Below are 22,200 nucleotides of genomic sequence, written 5' to 3'. Positions count from 1 at the left end.
TTAACTCTCCTTTTCAAGAAGGAATTTTACTGCCTTTTCAAGTTCCGGCAGCTTCTCTTTGATAACCTCCCAGATTATTTCAGCATCTATTCAAAATACTCATGAATAAGAATATCCCTTAAACCAGCGATTTTCTTCCATTCTATTGGATAAAGCTCTCTTTTATCATCCGGAATCTGCTTAACAGCTTCACCAATATTTTCAAGAGCTTTTAAAACTGCATAAAAAACCAGTTCATTTTCAACAAAATTGTTGTATTTCTCAATTCCTTGTGTAAACTTTTTAATGCGGTCAATCTCTTCAATGATGTCTTCAAGAATTACCTTTAGTATACGCTTTTTAGACATATATGGCTTCCTCCATTATGAAAGGTTTTATGCGTGGATTTATAGCCGATTTAATCACAAGGTCAACCTTTTTACCAAAAAGTTCTTCAAGGTAGAATTTCAAATTCATGTAATTATCAAAAGTTTTGTAACCCTCTTTAAAATCAACAATGATATCTACATCACTATCATTTCTTTGTTCGCCCCTTGCATATGAACCAAAGACAGCAATTTCAATTACTCCGAACTTTTCCACTAAATCACCCTGGCCAATGTAAAATCTAAGTGAACAGAACTGTGTATAGCTTCGGTTGTTTCTTCAGCATCCCTATCAAGTATGTTAACTCCTGCCCAATTAACCTTATCGTTAACTTCGTAAACAACGTCGCTTTGTTTATCTTCTCTATCACTAATCCCAGTTTCAACCTTTCAAAATAGTACTCTATCTCCCACCTCTTCCTGTATATCGCCCTCATCAGCTCACTTTTCATGAATTCTTCACCAGCTTTTCCCCTCGGCCTGATTATCTTTTCTCCTTCCCCTTCTGCCCTGAACTTTTTAACGTGATATCCCCTGTCTCCTATTATTAAACTACCTTTGCACCCTTTCGTCATTTCTATCCCTACGTCCCATTCTCGCCTCTCACTTACCTCGAAGTCCACTACTACTTTCTCTTTGCTGTTGTACAACGCATGCAATCTCTCTTTCTTATTTCTCAACTCGCTCGAATCTATCGCAAGTATGCTCCCTGCTACCTTCTTCATTATTCCTGATATCTTCGCTTTGTCTATATATTTCATCCGATACGTTAACGTCTGCCGAGTTGGTAACTTGTATGGATAATAGATATTCCCTCTCTTGACTTCATCGTAGAACTCCCTCACATACTGACATTTCGTCAAACACATTGCAATGATGACTCTTAATATGTCTAAATCCGAATATTTCCTCGTAAACATCCTCCTTGACCTCTTAAAGACAATTTTCGCAATAGCTTCTAATGATTTTTCTGGTATAATAACTTTGATCACGGGGAACTGTGCCTCCTTTCGTATTGATTGGTGTTCGATACAATTTTGGCACGGTTCCCCCTTTTTGTTAACTCTCTTTTTTATTTGTTAACTCATCCCTCCAATTTCACATCCCACTTTGGCCAGGGTCTCCACTAAATAATTTTTACGTTCTTGTAAAATTACTTGTATATCACTGTTCATTTTTCTTCCTCCTCAATAAGGTGATTTACTCTAACTTTGCCTGTTAGCAAATCTTCCATCAAGCCTTTTTTGATTCTTTCAAGTTTTTCCTTAATAGCGTCAGTTTTTTCAATTGCATTATCAATTGTCTCAAGTATTTCTGCGATTTTACGTTGTTCAGGGAGAGGGGGGAGAGGTGCAAAAAGTAGTTCGAAAATATTTTTTTCTACATGAGGAATGCCAGAACCTTTTATTTGGGATTTTATTAACCTTTCATATGATTTTAGAACATAATAAAGAAAAATTTTATGAATAAATTTTGTCTGAATGTCTACCTTAGCCATAGTTGAAGCAATTGCACCCTTCTCTGCAAAAAATATTTCTCCAGCATTTGAACCGTCAAACAATATTATTATGTCATTATCTGCTAAAATAACATTTTTTACACTGCAGAAAAATGTTTCGTTGATGTTTCCTCTTAAATATTCTGGTGATAAGTATATTACCATACTATGCTCTTGAATGTTTGATAGTTTATTGGGAACTTTGCCTTTAATAAAAGTTATCACTTCCCCCAACTTTACCCATTTCCAACCTTCAGGAATCCTCCCAAGCGGTGAGTCCTTGAATTTATCAATATTCTCATCTCTCAACCTCCACCTCTCACGCTCACCTGCACCCTCACTTACCACTCCTTTAGTAAACAAATCTTGCATCAAACCTTGCTTTATGCGTTTGTACTTTTCTATAATGGCATCAGTTTTTTCAATTGCATTATCAATTGTCTCAAGTATTTCAGCGATTTTGCGTTGTTCAGGGAGAGGGGGAACCATTGCTACAAACTTTAAAACTTGATTAAATCTTAGAGCTGTCCTTGTTGTTCCTTCTATTACTTTAGAAATCTGCGATTTTATTTCTTGTGAATTATTTAGAAAATATTTAATGAATGTGCTCAAAGAATTTTTTGCTTTGAAAACATAATAAGCAGGGCTCACTAATCCAACCTCAAGTAATTCAAGTCTATTAAAAACAAAAGTTTGGTCATCGCTCATCGAGCGATACGTAAACTCATTTTTTCTGATGATTTTATAGTTAGATAAGTTTTCACTTGCAACAACACGATTAAAGTATTCTTCTTGAATATATATTCCTTTACGAGAAGAAGTTAATATAGGATACTCTTTATTATTAGTAATATTTCTCTCTTTAACTTCTTCAATTATTTCGCTCAGTTTTACTTTCTGCCATCCATCAGGCAATTTAACATTCTCACTCATAGCAATATCCCAGCCTTTGTAAAAATTCCTCCAATTTTTTGATTTCTTCATCTCTTTCAGCTTTCAAGTCTTGCAAAGAAACTTTGTATTTATCCCAAAGCTTTTCAAAAGTCTTTATCAGTTCTTTCTTCTCTGCATTTAAGTACTTTTCAAGTTGATTGCTAATTAATTCAAAGAACTTCTCGAGCAATAGCTCTTTTGCTTCTTCTTCGGTAATAGATTCAATCTTTTCATTTATCTTATTTTCAATTTCCTTTTGCTTTCTGCTTATCTCGCTTCTTACCTTTTTAATTTGCTTTTCTTTTTGAGCAATATTTTCTAACAAGTCTACCCATTTTTTTGCTTCTCTTCTTGCAGTCTCGCTGTCTTTTGATTTTAAATCTTTAACCAAGTCCTTCAGAAACTCTTTGACCTTGCTTGCAGTTTTATCTCCCTGCTGCTCTTCATCCCAATCTTCAACCTCTTCTAAAAGCTCACTTAAATCTGCTTCAATTTCGGCAAGCCTGCTTTCAAGATCTTCAATTTCTTCTATATCTTCTTTAAAATATTTTTCTTTAATTCTTTCTCCTTCAACCAAATTCTTGTTCCAACCCGCAGAAACTATACTTTTAAAATCATAAACAAGTTCTTCCCACCAATTTGCAAATATGCCCGCTATTTTGAACTCATCAAATGTTCCAATTGGCAAGAGACTTTCTTTCAACTTTTTCAAAGCTTCATTTCTAAACTTCCAAAGATTATTTTTGCCGTAAAACTGTTCAATTTCAGTCCTTACAACCTGCCACCACTCCAAAAGTTTTTCTTTGTGTTCTTCTATTGTATGTTTAACCTCAGCACAGTTATCAATCAGTTCCTTAATTTGATTTTTGTCAGTAATGTCTTTTCTAAACTCCAAATAATCTTCACTCTTCTCTGATAGCAAAATATCATAGCTCAACTTAAATTTCCTCAACTGGTTTTCATACAGCAATACTTCTTTCTTCGGTACACCACCAAAAAGATGGGCACGCACATCTTCGATTTCAGGGTCTGGGGAATTATCTACGTACCGTCGAATATTTAGATTAAAATCATTCTCCTCTATCTCTTTTATATCAACCAACCTTGAGTATTTAGGTATCTCTTTTTTCTCATCGAACACTGTGACTATTTTTTCTATGTCCTCTGGTCTCAAGAAATTCTGATTTCTACCTTCTCCATACTCTCTATCAGCGTTAATAAACAAGATCTTATTTTTTAAATGTTCTGGCTTGTTTTTATTAATCACAATAATACAAGCAGGTATTCCGGTGTTGTAGAAAAGCTTCGGTGGCAGTCCTATTATTGCCTCAATCAAATCATCTCTTACAATCCCTTCCCTTATAACCTTTTCCTGTCCACCTCTGAACAAAACTCCATGGGGCATAACTGTTGCCATTACTCCGTCATCTTTCAGGCTTGCAATCATGTGCTGTAAAAACATAAGGTCTGCCTTTTTCCCATTCTCAGGAGTAAAGCCATATTTAAATCTTTCTTCAAACTGCATATTTGCGCGGCTATAATTTTCTGAGAAAGGTGGATTGGCTAATATTCTATCAAACCTTTTTATGTATCCATTTTCCAAAAACATGGGGGTTGTTAGTACGTCTTCGTTTTCAATTTTTGCATCATTGATGCCATGCAAAATCATATTCATTTTGCATATAGACCATGTCAATCCATTGAGTTCTTGCCCGTAAAGAGCTAAGTTTCTTGGGTTTTGTCCTTGTTCCTCAACGTAGTGGAACGCTTCAATCAAAAAACCACCAGAGCCCACAGTTGGGTCATAAATTGACATGCCCTCACGGGGCTTAACTAATCTTACCATTAATTTTTTGACATGTGGCGGTGTGTAAAATTCGCCTCCTTTTTTACCAGCTGAATCGGCAAATTCCTTTAACAAATACTCATAAGCAGCACCAAGCAGATCAGGAAATTCAAAGTTTGAAGGTGTCAGTTTATACTTGTTGAAATGATTAATAAGGTCAATAAGCTGCTGATCCTTTAGTCGGGTTTTTCCCTTTACTGCGTTAAAATCTATGTGTTTCAAAACTCCATCAAGCTCTGGATTTGCTTCTTCTAAAGCGCTCAGGGCTTTATTTAGTTGATTTCCTACATCCTCTTTTAATTTCAAAATATTTTCCCATCTTGCCTTTTCAGGTACAAAAAAGGCATCGCCATAAGAGATTGGATCTTCTAAAAGCTCATGTATTTGCTCTTCAGAAAATCCCATGAGCTTATAGGTATCTTTTAACTCCTGTCTTTTTTCCTCAAAGACATCTGATGCATATTTTAGAAAAAGCATACCAAAAATATATTCTTTATATTCAGAGGCGTCCATCTTACCTCTGAGTATATCAGCTGCTTTGAAAAGATGTGTTTCAAGCTGTCTTAAGGTTATTTTGTCACCAGCCAAATCGATCCCTCCAATTAATAAATTTATTATAATGTTTATTAAAACTATTGAAACTTTCCAAAAAGCACATTATCCTTTAAATATGAGACACTCACAAACAACTCTTGAAAAAGGTAGGTTCGCAAGATGAATAAGTCATCGTTTCCATTCTTTGTATCTATCCAACTCAACTCTAATTTGGTTTATTATGAGCGCAAATACATCCGCATCATTTGTTATGCCAAGAGAAGGAATGCCATCTGGTAGGGCATCTATGGGATTAACAAAATAAAGTACTACTATCACAATAGCTAAGTTTGTTTTAAATGAAACTCCATATTTTCCGCTTAACCACTTAACCTAATATTCTTGCATAGGTAGTTGCCATTTCTTATAGATTTATTCTATCTGTTGATATGTTACAACTTTAGTATTCTATTACAATTATATCATATCGTTACCGCAAAAACATTTCAAATACTTTCTTTTTTCTTTACATTCAATCAACTTTTTAGACCTTTCAACGCTTTTGCTTTGCTGTCGAACCACTTCATTTTTCACCTTATCTTTGTTCATCCTTTAAAACGCATAGGCTTGATTTCTCAAGGCTCATATCCATCGCATCAATATGTTGTTAAATCTGGTGGAGCCGATGGAATTCGAATCCATGGCCTTTATCGTGCGCTGTATAATTAATAATGTATGCGAAGACATACTCCTTCATCTAATGTGGGAGGAAACAGAGGGAAAAACTTTGGTTTTTTAATCACACTTTTGGTAGCATTTATTGTCGTATTGATTATTAGCAGTGTTTTTTGTGAACTCAAAATCAATTTGCAGAAAGATGTTCACTTCGAAGATACCGTTGCGTATGTTGAAAAAGCCTCCCTGTCACAAAGACCATTTACGATAACAAAAGGTGCCTTGCAAATATGCTACCAAGATTACGAGATTGCCCCTTACTTAACTGGTATGCCAATCTTCGAAATTCCATTTTGAAAACTTGAAACCTGTTTGAGATATAAATTTCATTAGTGCTCATATTGTTACTTAGTATATCTATCATGATTACCATGACACAATTTAGTATGCCAATAGCAAGTAACGGCGCTTAACCACACTGTATATATCTTGACTACTTTATTATGCCTGACAAATGTACTTTTCTTATATATTATTTTCTTAGTCAGAACTGTGTAATTTCTACCATAGATATAACATAGCTATACCTAAGTTATATGGTCTTCCCTTATTCTTAGGCTCTTAAATTCACATTTCGTCAGTATTTATCTTACAGACAAATAAGAAAACAGAGTACGGTCTTACAGTCGTCTATTATCGTATTAAATACTATCCTTCGCACCGCACTTCTCAATTGTTTGTATGCTAATCACATAACATACCGCGCAACAAATAGTATAAATAAAAGTTTTTGAACGCCACCCTTGTAAAATGCCCTATAACACATTCAAAAACGAGAAGATATATTAAGAATTATCGGCTGTCATGAAATGCTTTATAGGTCAAATAAAAAGGATGGTGTTTTAAATCGGCTTGAAATAATCTCAAATTAATTGTTTATATGAAGATTGACATTGGGAACAAAAACTGCAATATAAGAAACATTATATTGCATTTTTTCTGAGGACTTGGTTACCTTTGTTCCGTCAACTATTCTAAGTTCTACAACACGCACAAATTATTGCTTTTCGAACACTTTCGTTTTAAATCGCTTATAAGCCCTTTCGAGAAGGTTTAACGCAATCTTATATATCTGGACAGTTTGAAAACGCTTATAGGTCAAATAAACGGCATGGTAATTTTTAGGTCTTTTCGGAAACTGCTTAAAACCCTATAAGTACATAATTATTACAACTTGTTGACATAAGATGAGGCGAGCGGTGGGAAGATGCTGTATCTTAAGAATGATAATTAGCATACACATAAAGATTTAGTGTATAAATATATACTAATGTATTAAAAGGTTATATAGGCAAAGCACAGTGAAATAGGTTTGTATAGTAATAAACTATTGCCAAAGTAAATCTATAGTAGATAATATTATAGGCATAGCTAAAGGTATTTCACAATAGAATGTACTTCAGAAATCGTGAGTGCATTAGTGGAGACTAACAGAATTATCAACGCTGTATGTGTAGGTATGAACGCCATTTGTTAAAGAGAGCGAAAATTGAGCAGAGTGATAGACATAATATAAATCGTGTGCAGGATTTTCGCTTCTAATTATTATTCTCATACATGCTTGAGCGCAATACTAAGCAGGTTTTTAATTAATCCAGAAGGTGCACTAATCGAGAGGTTGGACTTTGATTTCCGAGAATCCACTGATGCATTTCAAGTTAAATTCAGGCAATTCCCTAAGGACTTACATATTTTCTGGAATAAATAAGCCAGGGCGTTAATAACCGTGGCTTCAGAAGAATGCAATAAGAACAATAGGAGTTTGAATACTATTTTATAGTATACTTCAAGCAGTTTGCGAATTTGTCCCAAGGTATCGTGAATGTTGGAAGTCCAGTTGAATGCGGTGCGATTTCGTAGTCTTGGTAACGAATTTGAACTCCATCTTTTGAGATCGTAAACGCCTTATTGGAAAAATCTTCCTGGGTTATATACTCGATAGCTTCAGGGTAGTAGTCTTGCTCTTCTGATTTGATTTCTTTGATTATTTCGTCTTTTATTACCTTGGTATAATCGCATGTTCCGTCAAATAGATCCGCCAGTGTCAAAATCTTTCCGCTTTTTACATCAATAGTGTACGTTTCAAATACGGTATTACCGTGAGCACCACCTGTAAAAGTGTAATAGTAAATAACCAAGCTAATTAGGTCTCTACCTTCATAAGTGATTTCAGTTGAAATGTGTGCTTGATATGGATAGCGAAGCTCTTCAACTTTATTAACTTCTTCTGCTATTTCTTTAACCTCTTCAACGATTTTCTTGACCTTCTCCTGAATTCCATTATTAAGCTCGTTTTGTATATTTTCATTTTTGAAATTCTGGAACTTCGGTATTTGTACAAAGATTTTCGTTAGTTTATCTTCGGTTTTAGTTTCGACCAGCACAACCTGTTTTGTGTTCATCGAAAGTATGTATGCGATCAATGCAATCAAGAATAGTACAGAAAGTGCAGATAGTTGCTTGGTAAATCTCTTTTGCTCTTCCATAAGAATACCTCCTCTATGTTCTCCAATTCTATTATACACCTAAGAAAAAACAATCCCAGCAACTAAATCAATTCACAGTTGCCGGGAAAGATTGCCTTACTTATTCGAAATCAAATCTTGAAGCCTGGAATTTCTTTCAGTTCCGGCTTTTCTTCCTTTGAAGGTCCCATATCAAATGTCTGTCCTAATGCTAAAACAGTTGCGAGTTCTATTGGTAAACCAGTTTTGATAATTTTCTCAACAGTTGTCTTAATATCGTACTCTACAAATCGGAATTCATACCAGTAAACTCCGTTATCTACGTTCAGTATCAAGTAAGTTGCTCCGGGTTGTCCATCTTTTGTCCTTCCAACGCTACCGGGATTGAGGATTGTCTTACCATAGATGTGTTTGGCCATAATCAAATGGGTGTGACCGTTAATTATTATGTCTTCCTCTACGTTTTTCACCAGCACTCTCAATCTTTCCGCACTTGTTGAAGGTTTTACATATTCAATAAGGTAATTGATTGGACTTCCATGAACAAGTAGTATTTTGACTCCTTCAATATCTAATGATAATTTGTGTGGTAGCTTTTTCAGAAACTCTTTGTTCTCAACTGTTGTGTTCTTTATAGTCCAGCTAATCGACTCATCACCAACTTCTGTTTCTCTACCAGGATTGTACGCACATCCACAGCTATCTTTTTCATATCCAATAGCATCGTCGTAATTACCCATGACTGTGATAATGTTCATAGCTCTAATTGTTTCAACAACTTCGTTAGGATTCGGACCATAACCAACCAGGTCGCCAAGACAGTAAATTTCATCGATACTTTGTTTCTCAACATCTTTCATTACTGAATCTAAAGCTTCGAGGTTGGAATGAATGTCAGAAATAAAAGCTATTCGTCGCACAGAAACCACTCCTTTTGGTGATTCTACAGTTATTTATATTAATTATACTATGTCTAAACATACTTTGTGTTAAGAAATTTTGAGAAACTTACCGCACATTTTTGGTATAATGAGATTAGTCGGAATACTTAGCATTTGGAAAGGGGGGCCGATGATGCGTTTCTTTGTTGCCGATGCTTTCACACAAAAACCGTTTTACGGAAATCCAGCAGGTGTTGTCTTGTTAAACGATGATCACGCGATATCAAAAGAAACGATGTTGAACATAGCAAAGGAAGTTAGATTTTCAGAAACAGCATTTGTGAGACAAAGGTCTGATAATGAATTTGTTTTGCTTTATTTCACCCCCGTTTCTGAAATAGACCTCTGCGGTCATGCAACAATTGCAACGTTTTATGTTCTAAAAGAAGAGAGCATTATTCAAGAGAATAAAAAATACATAGCTCATACAAGGACGGGAGCTATTGAAGTGACCGTTGAAGATGGTAAAGTAATGATGGAACAAGCAGAGCCTCAAATGATGGAAACATCTGAAGAAATGAATTTCGACGAGACTACTCTTGCTGAATTGTTAGGAATAGAGGCCGGGGAGATTGGTGATGATAAATATAGCCTTAAGCCGAGAATCGTGAGCACCGGATTATGGGACATGATTATTCCTGTAAGGTCTAAACATACATTGTTTACTATTTCACCTAATCTGGATGGAATTGAGGACTTTTGTAGAATAAACAACATTGTAAGCTTTCACGTATTTACGTTAGATGAACACAGAGCACTTGCGAATTGTAGAGATTTTGCTCCACTGTATGGAATCCCGGAAGAATCTGCAACAGGAACTGCAAATGGTGCATTGATTTATTATCTTTATACACATGGTGTAGTCCAGCCTGATGTTACATACGAAATTATCCAAGGTGAGACCATGGGTAGGATGTCTAATATATTTGCATCATTAAAGTACAAAGACGGTATCTACAAAGCTTTTGTTGGTGGACATGCAAGGGTTATAATCAAAGGTGATTTACATATTTGAATCAAAAAGCGGGGTTGTATTTCCCCGCTTCTTTTGGAAATTATCAGCCCTTTATCTTCTCGACAAGATCTTTCATAAACTTCTCAAGCTTATCTAATTCGTTTCCAGACTTTTCACTACTATCAGTCTGTACCATAACATATGCTTTCATCTTGGGTTCTGTTCCCGATGGTCTGACAAATATCTTTCCATTTTCAAAATCCAATAGAAGAGTTTCGTTTGGTATGACACCATCGTACCCTTCTGAATAGTCGATTACTTCTTTCACTTCGGGTAATTCGACTGATTTGAGTTTTGAGTAAACGTCCAATGCTTGTGTAACTGATGCAAACTCAAAATTCAAGAGTTTTTCGAAGTAGTATCCATACTGCTTGTACAACGCATCAAGTCTTTCAAGTAAGTCAAATTGCTTTGCAGCCTTTGCAACTAATCCACAAGCCAAAACTGCATCTTTATCACGCGCCATATCACCTGTAAGGTATCCACAGCTTTCTTCAAAACCAAAAATGAAATCGTACTGTGGAGTCTTTTCTACTAAGTCACCGATGAACTTGAATCCTGTAGGAACTTCAAAGAGTCTTATACCGTGTTCTTCGCACATTGGCTTTACCATGTCTGTAGTCACTATAGTCTTTATTAACATACCTTTGTTATTGCCTTTATTGACGTATTCTGATATTAGCATGTCAGAAAGTATCACGCCAACCTGATTTCCAGTAAGCCTTACGTTCTTATACACAACACCAACTCGGTCTGCATCGGGGTCTGTCGCTATTCCAAGTTCTACGTTGTGTTCTTCCATGTATTTTCTCAGAAGCACAAGAGCCCTGTTGTCTTCTGGGTTCGGTGTTTTCACAGTTGGAAAATTCCCATCATGGTTCATCTGTTCCTGAACCTCTATAACTTCAGCACCCATTTTTCTCAGAAGTCTTGGAACGAATCTTGTACCAGTGCCGTGAAGTGCGGAGTAAACAACCCGTAGACCTCTAAGATCCGCGTTGATAAGTTCAGCCAACTCATCTATATATTCATCGAGGATGTCTGTTCCTAAAATACTGTACTTTTCAATGGCATTTATTGGCTGATTCCAAGCTTGTTCGACTAAGTCTGAAAGTATATCGGTAACTTCAGGAACCGCTTGCACACCGTTTGATGTGTAAACTTTGTACCCGTTGTATTCTGGCGGGTTGTGGCTCGCTGTGATAACTACCCCCATGTCCATCTTTAATTTTCGAACCCCATACGACAAAACAGGCGTTGGTACAGGTTCATCAAAGATGTAAACTTCCATACCTTCGCCTGCAAACACGGAAGCACTTATCTTGGCGAACTTTTCAGAGTTATTCCTTGTATCATATGCAATCAGTACCTTCTTTAATCCTTCCTTTTTCATGTACTCTGCAACGCCTTTTGAGGCAACAGCTACAGTCTTCTCATCAAATTCTCCTTCTCTCATAATACCGCGGATACCACCTGTACCAAAAAGAATCATCAATGCTCCTCCTTCCTTAAGGCTTCTATTGTTATGAACAAAGTAACGACGAATATGAAATAAAATGTATTTAATGCCATCGCAATTTCAGTATTTCTTGAACTCATTAATCGAAAAACAACGGCTGCGAATGTGGTTATTGGTGGCTCAGCTAATGTTAGAGTTCCGGATGTCTCACCTACAGAAATTGTAAATGAGTAAACGAAGGCTGTAAATATGCTATTTTTCATAAGTGGGAATGCGACTTTTGAAAACCATCTGAAAGTTCCTGCGCCATCTATTTTCGCTGAATCAATTATATTTTGCGGTATATTCCTCCAGCCAGATTCTATTATGCCAAATGATATGGGAAGATTTATAAGCGAGTGGACAAGGATTATTTTGAGCAAAACTGGAATATCTATGAGCACATACGAAAAAGCAAGCGATACGGATGACATAGCCGCAGGTATCAATACGATATATTGTAACCTCTTTCCACGCACTGAGAAATAACCGGCAAATAAACTGACAAGAATGCTCAAAATAGATGCGCTCGTAGAGATTACAAGCGTGTACTTTACAACTTCGCTTAAACTCGCACCCGTTAAGTACGATATATCCTCTGAAAATAGCAGTTTGAAATTCTCGAGAGAGAACTTACCGTAATAGTCGAGAAAACCTGATAAAGCTGAGTAAACAAGAGGGATAAATATCAGGATTGCTGAGATTGTAAAGAACACATAACCCCACTTCGGAAAATTGTCCAAGTGTCTATAGTGGTGCTTCTCATGAACCTCACGCTTAAGCGATGTAAAATAACCGATAAAAGATATAAGTATAATTTGGAAAATCATCAACGTTGCTGCTGCTCTAAAATCAAACGTTACTCGCGAGTACATGTAAATCGCAACTTCTAATGTTGAGAACTGAATTCCACCAAGGATAAGCACAACGGAAAAGCTTGTAAAAGTGTATATATAAGTTAAAAAGAAAGCTCTGAGAATAGATGGCAACAACATCGGAATTTCAATCTTAGAAAATATTTCCCAACCACTTGCACCATCAACTTTCGCAGCTTCAATTACGTATCCGTCTATATTCTCCCAAGCCTCGCCAACAATCCGAATAAAGAGTGGAAAGTTATAAAAAACATGACCAAGTAAAACTGCGCTGAAGGTATAAAGTATCCTAACATCTAAGCCAAAAGTATTGAGAAATCTTGTGTACACGCCGTTTTTCCCAAACACTAAGAAAAATCCTATTGCCATTGTTATACCGGGAAGGACAAATGGAATGCTTGACATCACTCTGAATGTGCGCCTTATAACCGGATGTATCTTCGTTCTACCGACAAGGTAAGCTCCTGGAAGTCCGAGTAAAGCAGTCAAAACTGAGGAAAGAAGAGCCTGAAATATAGTAAATCGGATCTTTGAAGCGTTGTCTATCAGTGCATCGAGCGAAAAACCTCCTGAAAAATGGAGGTTGAGGATGAAAGGAATAAAAAGTGAAAATATTATGTAAGCAATAGGAAGTATGTATATAACGTGTCTTCTCTTAATCATATGAAATAGCCTCAATCAGAAAACTAAATATGGTCGTTCCCCTCTTCTTACTCTTTCTATTCTACGCAATTTTTCCAAACTTTGTTTCAATCCACCAGTCCGATTTAATCTTAACCATATTCTTGAATACTCTTCAAGTATGTCTTCAAGATCCTTTTCAAATCTTTCCCATTCTTTGTCCTCAACGTTCTCTATTGTACCGTACTTGATAAGTAATTCAATAGTTCTAATTCCCATGATTGCGAGCTTCACATTATTGGCTATTTGTTCGACAACTTCCTTAAGATTATTGTTTTCCTTAAGCTTCTCTAATTTAAGAAGAGATTTGTTTAAGCTACTTTTCACATCTTCTATCGTCTTTTGTCGGAATTTCTGAGCATAATTCATCACATTTTCAGGATACAAGAATGTGTAGAAGAATGGAGTGCCATTAGGAGTGTATGGTAATCTATCGCAAATTTCCCCAAGTTCAAAAATTACATTACTTATTTCCTCTTTTGTTTCAAATACATGTATGTCTATTGCTCTAAGAACTTTCTCTATGCTGTCATCCAATGTATAGTTCCAGCTCAGTGCAGCCATATACGCAAAACCTATCCACGAAAATGGTAGGTGCTGAGAATGACCATGGTCTCCCCAATCTGTTACTAAAACACCGTTAGCATGATATTTCTTAGCAGCCGATATCGCATTTTTGATGTTCTCTATACAATTCTTGCTCCTGCCGATAAATGAATTCCAAGTTGAAGTACCTGGGCACACATAGAACGAAATGTTGCTTTGCTCGTACAATTTGCACTTTTCATCAAATGGGTGGTCAGCCTCATATCCCCAAACCATAGCTATCATGTCTTTCGGTAATTCTTCAATCAATTCTGGGTGGTTTTCAATGATATCTCCCCAGAACATAACTGTCTGTTTGTGCTTTTTCGCTATATTATATACTTTCAAGAGAAAGTCAAGATACACACGTCCCTTACCTATCTTTTCGCAAAGTTCTTTAGATTTACCTTGACATAAGTCAAATGTCTCATCACAACCAATATTGACTTTGTTGCTCGAGAAATTTGGTAAGAGTTCCTGCAAAATCTCATCAACAAGTTTGATAGATTCGGGAACAGCGGGAGAAAGCGAAAATGGTTGGAGAAATTTAGTGTCCCATGGTGTTTCAAAACCATCTGGTGCTTCAGCTAAATATTTGTATTCGTCGTGTATGAGCCACTTTGCCATATGGCCAAAAGTATTCTGGTTCGGCACGAGCTCTATGTGTCTTTCTTTACAATATTCATCTAATTCTCTTACTTCTTCGGCGGTTAATGGAGAATATTCTTCCCAAACAACTCTGTGGTTCTTGTATGCAAATGTGTGTTCCATGTAGAGCTGTAGTTGGTTTATTTTCAAATGAGATAATTTGTCAACTAAAACTTTCAACGTATCCATTTTTGGTATTCTATCTCGGCTGATGTCGAGCATTACACCGCGGTTCAGTATGTCAGGATAATCATGGATGTACAACTTTGGTAATTGTTTAGTCTCTGCCACATTTCTGAAGAGTTGTAAGAGTGTCTGGACGCCATAAAAAAGCCCAACATCATCGTTAGCGTAAATGCTTATTTCCTCTTCCACAAACATCTTGTACCCTTGTTGATCTACAACTACGTCTGGATTTACTGACAAATTAAGTATCAAAGCTTCAGTTCTATCCATTGATAATTCGAATCCTAATCTTCTTAGTTCTTGTCCTAAGAATTTTGTTAACTTATCAACACTGTTTGGAGCAACCTGATAAAAAGTCGTTGCAATCCTTGTACCAAGCCCAACATAACCGCTACATTGTTTCACAACTTTTGGATAAGGTATGAGAATTAATTCCATATTCTATCCCCCCTAAATAGAAGTTCTTTTATATAAACCATGTCTAAATTATCGCAAATGATCTTTGATATACATTCTATTTCACTATCAAGTTCATCTGTGAAAGATGATGAGTCCATGTTTTTCTCAATGTTTTTTGAACTCTTTCCAGCATCGTCTTCGTCTTCAAGATGGTGATCGATAAATGGAACAATACCAACAGTCCTAACTTTAGTCAATTTTTCAAGAGTCTTCAGTCCATCGCCTAAGTGTTCTTTACTGCCTTTGAATTTGTTTATGATGAATCCTTTGACAAGCTTTTGTTCAGCTCTTGATAGTAGTTTGTATGTTCCATATAGTGAAGCAAAAACTCCGCCAAGATGTATATTTCCAACGATTAGCACTGGTATATTAAAACTCTTAGCTACTTTCATGTTTACAATATCACCTTTTTTAAGGTTAAGCTCGACGGGACTTCCTGCACCTTCCACAATAACTATATCATGTTTCTCTAAAAGAGTGTTATACGCCTCTCTAATCTTTCTCCACAAAAATGTTTTTCTCCGATTGTAGTCCGTATAATGTAATCTTCCCAAGCTCTTGCCAAGCAAAAATACCTCACTGTATCCTCCGCCGACCGGCTTGATTAATACAGGATTCATCTCCTCAATTGGTTTAGTTTTAGCTCCAAAAGCTTGGAGCGCTTGAGCCCATGCAAAGATTTGACCGCTGTTGGAAGTAAACGACACAGAGGAGAGGTTTTGAGACTTAAACGGTGCGACTTTGTAACCATTATTCGAAAAATATCTACATAGCGCAAGTGTGATTATAGATTTACCAACCGCTGAAGATGTACCTTGAATCATTAATGAACCTTTTTTCATATTATCATCTCCATTAAAGTTGTTTCGCTCTAACTTTTAGTCGCTTTGCATTGTCGTCTTCGTAGAGCCCTTCAACGTAGAAATTAAGGGGAGAGCTGAATATTGGTCCGTCATAGACAAGCGTATGGTATTCACCATTCTCACCACAGATATCGACACCGGATTTTTCAAGAATTCTATGTGTCTCTCTGTTCGTTAGTTCATTACCAAGGATTTCATCAATACCTAAGTTTTTCTTTACAGATACAATCAGAGCTCTAAATCCCAAGTTTGAGAACTCTTCTAAAATCACTTCTCTTTTCCTCTTCCAGAGAGGCTCTTCTACAGTAACATTATGAACGCTGCAAACTCTTTTTACCCAATCAAGATGCTCTTGTAAGTCAATATCACCGAAAATTCCGATTCCTCCTTTTGCGTGGTTACTTAAAAAATCAAGAAAGTTCTCTTCATAACTTTCCCAGCTGCTGCATCTTGTTATCAATTTTGTCCCTATTAATAAAGCTTGTTTTTCAAGTATATCTTTGCCAAAACCATGTGCTCTTGAAGAAGAACAGTCTTCATCAAGCATAGTAAAAAGGCAATCAACTTTACCGTACTTTTTCATACCATAGTACAATGCTAAGGCAGAATCTTTTCCTCCACTCCACGATGCAAATACAAACAAAACTATCACCCCATTCGTAGAATTTTGCTTATAAAGATTATAGTTAACAAAATGTAGTATTGTCAAAAGCAAATATGTACAATATTTAGTGCTGAATATAGAGAAATACAGTTATTGTCAAATTTTCGATTCTAATGTTCGTTATCGTGCGATTGTCAAGATTGTTCATTTCTGAAAATATTGTATAATGCTTTTTGAAAGTAAATAGATTTCACTCTTTTGCAAAGGGAACTTCGGTGAGAATCCGAGGCTGCCCAGCAACCGTAAGCGGGGACGAAAACCACAATATGCCACTGAAAGCTTAGCTTTTGGGAAGGCGTGGTGAGTAGGGTGATCCGCAAGCCGGGATACCTTTGCAAATGGGGATTGTTTTTCCCGAAAGCTCGGGCTTTACGGGAAAATTTGTTTTTAATTTCTAAAGTATATAAAGGGGGAAAAGTTTATGGAAATCACAAGGAAAGGCTTGAATTTCAACATTAATGCAACCTTCTCAAATGAACTGAAAAGTGCTATAGTGAACCGACTTAACAACCTCACAAAACCCGTCGGAAGCTTAGGTTATCTCGAAGAAATCGCCCTGAAGATGGGATTAATCCAAGGAAAGGTTATCCCTGAGCTCCCAAAAAGGAAAGAAGTTTACGTGTTTACGGCAGATCATGGAGTAGCAGAAAATGGTGTTTCCGCATATCCGCAAGAGGTCACATATCAGATGATTCTAAATTTTCTCAACGGTGGTGCTGCAATTAACGTCTTTTCTCGACACGTTGGTGCAGATGTCTTTGTGGTTGACTCAGGTGTCAAAGTAGACGTAGACATTGAGCACAAAAGGTTAATAAAAGCTAAGATAGGCTACGGTACGAAAGATTTTACTAAAGGACCTGCGATGACAAAAGAGCAAGCTTATGCATGTATCGAGAAAGGTGCTGAAATCGCCGACAAAGCAATAGAAAAAGGAGCAGAATTACTTGTTGTCGGTGATATGGGAATCGGAAACACAACAACCGCTTCTGCAGTAGCAGTGGCTTTAGGCTTTGGGCTTGACGAAATCTTAGATATTGGAACACCGTTGAATGAAGAAGGATTAAGAAAAAAGAAAGAAGCGATAAAATATGCCTTAGAAGTTAATGACCCAGACGCTAATGATCCGATTGATGTTCTGCAGAAGGTTGGTGGATATTGTATTGGACAGATGGCTGGGTTTATACTCAAAGCAGCTGAGGAAGGCGTTCCCGTAATCATCGATGGTTTCCCAACAACAGCAGGGCTTTTAATCGCGTGGAAGATAAATTCGCAAGTTTTGAACTACGTATTCGCAGGACACAAATCAAAAGTCAAGGGACACAAAGTGATTCTTGATAAACTTGGTTTGAGACCAATTCTGGATCTTGATATGAGACTCGGCGAAGGAACAGGTGCTGTGCTTTCCATTTCAATCATAGAAGCTGCGATCAAAATGATTCGAGAAATGGCGACTTTTGAAAGTGCGAACGTTTCGAAAGGAGAAGACCAACCTGTATGATTACATTGATAACCGGCGGGGTAAAATCTGGCAAGAGCACGTTTGCACAAAATTACATATTGAAAAAGCCCTACTCTAAGAGGGCATATATAGCAACAAGTGTACCATTTGACGATGAGATGAGAGAGCGCATAGAACGGCACAAAAAAGAACGCGGAACATTGTTTGATGCATTCGAAGAACCTGTGGAAGTACACAAAGTATTAAAAAAGCTCAGTGGAGGTTATGACGTTGCACTAATTGAATGCATTACGACTTATCTCGGCAATTTATTCCATTACAATTACGACGTGGAAAACTACACTGAAAATCTGATCAATATCTTAGAGACTGTCGATTATGATGTTGTTATAGTCACAAATGAAGTTGGCTTCGGAATAGTACCTGAAAACAAACTTGCAAGACAGTACGCAGAAACACTTGGAAGGCTCAATTCGAGACTTGCAGGCATATCAAACGAGGTTTACGTACTCTTCAGTGGGATTGAGGTAAGGATAAGATGAGCACAGCGAACAAGCAACTTATTGGTAGCACCTCTTGGGTCATACCTGGAACATACTACGAGAATGCAAGGATTTTGGCACATTTAGTTGACTTTGTTGAACTGTTGGTCTATACATGGGACGATGAAACCAAGGAGCTTTTAGAAAAGGAAGCTAAATATTTAGCAAAACTAACCGGGAAGTATGGTCTGAAATATACTGTCCACTTGCCAACAAACAATGTAGAAAACATGATTAGTGCTTACAATTTTCTGAGGAAATCAGATTTGGAAATTCTGAATTATGTAGTGCATCCAATAGATGGCATAAGTGAGTTTATTAAAGTTGCAAGCAAAGATGTTTCGGTTGAGAACTTGAAGGAAAAGGTCTTGCCCTACGAAAAGATGACTTTTGATGTTGGGCACCATTTTCTTGGTGAAAGATTCCCAATGGAGTTGATTGATAAAATAAACGAAATTCACATGATGGGTGTGCACAGTGGAAAAGACCACGAAAAGCTTGATAAAAAAACGCTTGAAGATGTTATCAACTTTTTAGGAAGAAGGAGAATCTCTGAAATCAGTCTTATATGCTTTGAGATTTTCAATTTAGATGACTTAATAGACTCTATAACACTATTTGAGCGAACTGTTCTTAAAACAAAATAGCTGCAGGGGGCAATCTTCTCATGGTGTTCGTGAGAGAGTTTATGATAGCTTTGAGCTTTATATCTCGTATACCCGTTAACATGAAGGGATATCAGTTAGACGCTGGAGATATTCGGAAAGTACCAAAATATTTCTCTATTGTTGGATACCTCATTGGAAGTATCTATCTATCGGGGGCGACATTAAGCAGGCTTATTCCCAACGTAGGTGGAAGTTTATTAGTCAAAGTAATTTCAATTGCAGCAGGTTTTTATCTTTTCGATCTTTTTCACTTTGATGGACTTCTCGACATGTTCGACGGTTTTTTGAACCAGTCGAATGCTGAAAGAAGACTCGAAATAATGTCGAAAGGAAATGTTGGACCTTTTGCTGTTTTTTATGGCACGTTATACGTTATCGTCTTTTATCAACTATTTTCTCTTGTTCCACCATACGCTCTGTTATTTTCTTCTGTCTTTGGACGATTAACGATGACTCTTTTAATTCTTTTCTCTAAACCTGCAAAGAACAAAGGGCTTGGTGCATTACTTTATCCAACGAGCAAAAGAAATCTCGTTGGAATCCTATTTACGCTTCCTTTAATTTTTTTGAGCTACGTGGGATACGTTTTGTCATTGTTAATTGCTATCAGTGTAGCAATCGTGGTTAATTCAATATCCGAAAGAAAAATCGGTGGAGTTACGGGCGATGTCATTGGGGGTACTTGTTTGATTGCACAGTTATTCATTTTACTTGCTTTCTCAATTTTTGATTAACAAACATAGTGAATAAATTTTCTAACAATGTGGGAGTGCTTATATGTTCCTTTGGGATAATACAATTGATAATGTAATTTCACTAACTATTGCTGTCACATTTGACATAATTTTCGGAGAATATCCAACAGCCATTCATCCGGTTGTATACTTTGGATTTCTAAGTAAGTTTTTTGACAAGCACACTCAAAGATGCAGTAGCGCTTCCGAAAGATTTGTTTTAGGAATGGTCTCAGAAATTTTCGAAATTTCGTTTTGGCTGAGCATAATATTTTTTGTTCTTGGTTTAAGATCTAATTATTACCTTATCTACATAGTACTGTGTTCTTACCTTACTAAATCAACCTTTGCAATTAAGAGCCTTTATACGCATGTTGAAAGATGTAATGTAGAAGATGAAAAAATCTTAAGGCAAAATGTTTCCATGATTGTTAGCAGAGATACAAGAAACTTATCAAAGCAGCATCTCTACTCGGCAGCACTCGAAAGCTTAGCAGAGAATTTCAATGATTCAGTTGTAGCGCCCATTTTCTATTTTTTGCTATTCGGTTTGCCTGGTGCTGTGGTCTATAGAATAATTAACACATACGATGCGCTGTTTGGGTACAGAAATCAAACGTATGAATGGTTTGGGAAACTTCCAGCAAGGCTTGATGATGTTGCAAACTACATTCCCGCAAGATTAAGTGCACTGATTATTTCACTGTTCAATTTTCGTAATGCTCTCAAATACATCAAGCTCTACGGGAGATTGAAAATAAACGGCACTTATCCGATGAGTGCGTTTGCCGGCGTACTGAGCGTTGGATTTGAAAAAATCGGTATGTATAGATTTGAAGGGAAACTTCCAGAAAAGAGTGATTTGAAGCGTGGATTGAAGCTGTATAAAAACATTTGCTCATTATGGTTATTCATAGTCTTTCTTTCTTATGCAGTGAGAATATTACTCAACGCTGGGGGCGTCATATGAGCGTTTTTCATGGTGGAATAAACAAAGAAACTATAATTGATTTTTCAGTTTCAATCAATCCTTTAAAACCCGATTTTTTGAAGGGTATATTTAAACTTGGTGAGGAGTACTCATCGAAATACACTTATATAGAATGGCTTGAAGAGGATTTTAAAAATGTCTTTGGTGAAGATTGCGAAATCTTCGCCGGAGCTACTGAGGTTTTGCAAATTATCGGCTTCAAATCGCTTGAAGATGCTGAGGTAATCATTCCAACTCCAAATTACGGAGAATACGAACGCGTTGCACAATTTAATGAAAACAAAATATATAAAGTTAGTATAGTCGATTTTGACAACCGTCGATTAGATTACGAACGAATCCTTCGGCTGTCAAAAAAGATTAGAACAAAGAGTAGAAAAAAGATGTATGTCATGTTGAGCAACCCGAACAATCCAACGGGCATTTATGCAGAACTCGATGATTTAGTTCGGGAATTAGAAAACTATGGTGTGACATGCATAATTGATGAATCCTTTATAGACTTTGTATCCGAAGAGTTAAAGGGAAAATATAATTTAGACAACTTTGAAAATGTTATTCGTATAAGAACATTTACGAAAATTCTCGGGTATCCGGGAATAAGGATTGGATATGCCAAAAGCAAGAAATTTTCTGAATTTCTTAAACAATACCGAAGTCCGTGGGGCGTTGGTTCTCTTGGTTACCTTGCAATTCAAGAGATTATTAAGAATTACAGCAAATTCCTTGAATTCAAGGTATTAACCCAGAGATATATCTCTCAAGAACGTGAACGGTTTCAAAGGTACGCTTACTTTCCTTCAAGTGTAAACTACTTTGTTATTAAGGTTGGAAACAGCTTTGATAATACCAAAGAGTTTTTGAATTTCATCAACAATAATGGAATGCACGTGCGGACTATGTACGATTTTGGAATGGAATCTTTTGTAAGGATCGGACTAAAGAACGCTAATGAAAATGCAAAACTAATTCAAAAACTTGTGGAATGTAGAAAAGAATGATGGGAGGCATAATG

General features: G+C 36.6%; 21 protein-coding genes and 1 riboswitch. Of the genes, 8 read left to right on the top strand and 13 right to left on the bottom strand.

The window, feature by feature from the left end; all coding sequences use genetic code 11:
• Window positions 1-86: 86 nt before the first annotated feature.
• The 6 genes from IB67_RS05455 to IB67_RS05430 all read right to left on the bottom strand — a co-directional run bounded on the left by IB67_RS05455 (window position 87) and on the right by IB67_RS05430 (window position 5,515).
• Window positions 87-347 (bottom strand): HepT-like ribonuclease domain-containing protein, encoded by a 261-nt coding sequence (locus tag IB67_RS05455; RefSeq protein ID WP_498875166.1) that lies wholly within the window; start codon window positions 345-347, stop codon window positions 87-89.
• Window positions 340-582, bottom strand: a complete 243-nt coding sequence (locus IB67_RS05450; RefSeq protein ID WP_498875165.1) for a nucleotidyltransferase family protein — start codon at window positions 580-582, stop codon at window positions 340-342. Before IB67_RS05450 ends, IB67_RS05455 begins: the two co-directional genes overlap by 8 nt.
• Window positions 583-607: 25 nt before the next feature.
• The gene (locus IB67_RS05445; RefSeq protein WP_498875164.1) at window positions 608-1,357 is read right to left on the bottom strand and encodes a transposase; all 750 of its coding nucleotides are present in this window, start codon (window positions 1,355-1,357) and stop codon (window positions 608-610) included.
• A gap of 179 nt (window positions 1,358-1,536) precedes the next feature.
• Window positions 1,537-2,796 carry a restriction endonuclease subunit S gene (locus IB67_RS05440; protein WP_498875163.1) on the bottom strand — a complete coding sequence of 420 codons (1,260 nt, stop codon included), beginning with the start codon at window positions 2,794-2,796 and terminating at the stop codon, window positions 1,537-1,539.
• Window positions 2,789-5,230 carry a type I restriction-modification system subunit M gene (locus tag IB67_RS05435; protein ID WP_498875162.1) on the bottom strand — a complete coding sequence of 814 codons (2,442 nt, stop codon included), beginning with the start codon at window positions 5,228-5,230 and terminating at the stop codon, window positions 2,789-2,791. Before IB67_RS05435 ends, IB67_RS05440 begins: the two co-directional genes overlap by 8 nt.
• Window positions 5,231-5,365: 135 nt before the next feature.
• A complete protein-coding gene (locus IB67_RS05430; protein ID WP_158510125.1) occupies window positions 5,366-5,515 on the bottom strand; it encodes a YkvA family protein in 150 nt (49 codons plus the stop codon).
• Window positions 5,516-5,911: 396 nt separating this feature from the next.
• On the opposite strand from IB67_RS05430, the gene IB67_RS05425 reads away from it, so the two are divergent.
• On the top strand, window positions 5,912-6,208 hold the full coding sequence (locus IB67_RS05425) for an RsiV family protein (protein WP_082204731.1): 297 nt from the start codon (window positions 5,912-5,914) through the stop codon (window positions 6,206-6,208).
• Window positions 6,209-7,680: 1,472 nt separating this feature from the next.
• Here IB67_RS05425 and IB67_RS05420 read toward each other — a convergent pair.
• Complete coding sequence (locus IB67_RS05420) at window positions 7,681-8,397, bottom strand: DUF3298 and DUF4163 domain-containing protein (RefSeq protein WP_072760636.1); 717 nt, start codon at window positions 8,395-8,397, stop codon at window positions 7,681-7,683.
• Between the two features lie 110 nt (window positions 8,398-8,507).
• Entirely contained in the window at window positions 8,508-9,296 is a 789-nt protein-coding gene (locus IB67_RS05415; protein WP_072760638.1) for a metallophosphoesterase family protein, read from the bottom strand.
• A gap of 154 nt (window positions 9,297-9,450) precedes the next feature.
• Here IB67_RS05415 and IB67_RS05410 point away from each other — a divergent pair, with 154 nt between their 5' ends.
• Window positions 9,451-10,332 (top strand): PhzF family phenazine biosynthesis protein, encoded by an 882-nt coding sequence (locus IB67_RS05410; protein WP_072760640.1) that lies wholly within the window; start codon window positions 9,451-9,453, stop codon window positions 10,330-10,332.
• 43 nt (window positions 10,333-10,375) lie between these two features.
• Here the strand turns inward: IB67_RS05410 and IB67_RS05405 are convergent, their stop codons facing one another.
• Genes IB67_RS05405 through IB67_RS05385 form a run of 5 tightly spaced genes read right to left on the bottom strand, consistent with a single transcriptional unit; the run spans window position 10,376 to window position 16,770 of the window.
• A complete protein-coding gene (locus tag IB67_RS05405; RefSeq protein ID WP_072760643.1) occupies window positions 10,376-11,824 on the bottom strand; it encodes a phospho-sugar mutase in 1,449 nt (482 codons plus the stop codon).
• Window positions 11,824-13,368 carry an ABC transporter permease gene (locus tag IB67_RS05400; RefSeq protein WP_072760645.1) on the bottom strand — a complete coding sequence of 515 codons (1,545 nt, stop codon included), beginning with the start codon at window positions 13,366-13,368 and terminating at the stop codon, window positions 11,824-11,826. The genes IB67_RS05405 and IB67_RS05400 overlap by 1 nt, the downstream gene beginning before the upstream one ends.
• Window positions 13,369-13,383: 15 nt before the next feature.
• On the bottom strand, window positions 13,384-15,243 hold the full coding sequence (locus IB67_RS05395; RefSeq protein WP_072760647.1) for a beta-N-acetylhexosaminidase: 1,860 nt from the start codon (window positions 15,241-15,243) through the stop codon (window positions 13,384-13,386).
• The gene (locus tag IB67_RS05390) at window positions 15,234-16,106 is read right to left on the bottom strand and encodes a cobyric acid synthase (protein WP_072760650.1); all 873 of its coding nucleotides are present in this window, start codon (window positions 16,104-16,106) and stop codon (window positions 15,234-15,236) included. The genes IB67_RS05395 and IB67_RS05390 overlap by 10 nt, the downstream gene beginning before the upstream one ends.
• 13 nt (window positions 16,107-16,119) lie before the next feature.
• Complete coding sequence (locus tag IB67_RS05385; protein ID WP_072760652.1) at window positions 16,120-16,770, bottom strand: Dph6-related ATP pyrophosphatase; 651 nt, start codon at window positions 16,768-16,770, stop codon at window positions 16,120-16,122.
• 180 nt (window positions 16,771-16,950) lie between these two features.
• Window positions 16,951-17,142: riboswitch (cobalamin riboswitch) on the top strand.
• Window positions 17,143-17,212: 70 nt separating this feature from the next.
• Here IB67_RS05385 and cobT point away from each other — a divergent pair.
• From cobT to IB67_RS05355, 6 genes are read left to right on the top strand one after another with little or no spacing between them, the layout of a single operon-like run.
• Window positions 17,213-18,289: a nicotinate-nucleotide--dimethylbenzimidazole phosphoribosyltransferase gene (cobT, locus tag IB67_RS05380; protein WP_339744970.1), complete on the top strand. Its 1,077-nt coding sequence runs from the start codon at window positions 17,213-17,215 to the stop codon at window positions 18,287-18,289.
• A complete protein-coding gene (gene cobU / locus IB67_RS05375; RefSeq protein ID WP_464309340.1) occupies window positions 18,286-18,792 on the top strand; it encodes a bifunctional adenosylcobinamide kinase/adenosylcobinamide-phosphate guanylyltransferase in 507 nt (168 codons plus the stop codon). The genes cobT and cobU overlap by 4 nt, the downstream gene beginning before the upstream one ends.
• Window positions 18,789-19,439, top strand: a complete 651-nt coding sequence (cbiR, locus tag IB67_RS05370) for a cobamide remodeling phosphodiesterase CbiR (RefSeq protein ID WP_072760657.1) — start codon at window positions 18,789-18,791, stop codon at window positions 19,437-19,439. The genes cobU and cbiR overlap by 4 nt, the downstream gene beginning before the upstream one ends.
• Window positions 19,440-19,459: 20 nt before the next feature.
• A complete protein-coding gene (locus IB67_RS05365; RefSeq protein WP_072760659.1) occupies window positions 19,460-20,194 on the top strand; it encodes an adenosylcobinamide-GDP ribazoletransferase in 735 nt (244 codons plus the stop codon).
• Window positions 20,195-20,237: 43 nt separating this feature from the next.
• Window positions 20,238-21,164, top strand: a complete 927-nt coding sequence (gene cbiB / locus IB67_RS05360; protein WP_072760661.1) for an adenosylcobinamide-phosphate synthase CbiB — start codon at window positions 20,238-20,240, stop codon at window positions 21,162-21,164.
• Window positions 21,161-22,186, top strand: coding sequence for an aminotransferase class I/II-fold pyridoxal phosphate-dependent enzyme (locus tag IB67_RS05355; protein WP_072760663.1), 1,026 nt, complete (start codon window positions 21,161-21,163; stop codon window positions 22,184-22,186). The genes cbiB and IB67_RS05355 overlap by 4 nt, the downstream gene beginning before the upstream one ends.
• The last annotated feature ends 14 nt before the right edge of the window (window positions 22,187-22,200 follow it).

Origin of the sequence: Fervidobacterium riparium (genome assembly GCF_025370035.1) — a bacterium.
Classification (GTDB): Bacteria; Thermotogota; Thermotogae; order Thermotogales; family Fervidobacteriaceae; genus Fervidobacterium; species Fervidobacterium gondwanense.
The sequence above is the reverse complement of the archived record's forward strand: the minus strand, read 5'-3'. Positions and strand labels throughout refer to the sequence as shown.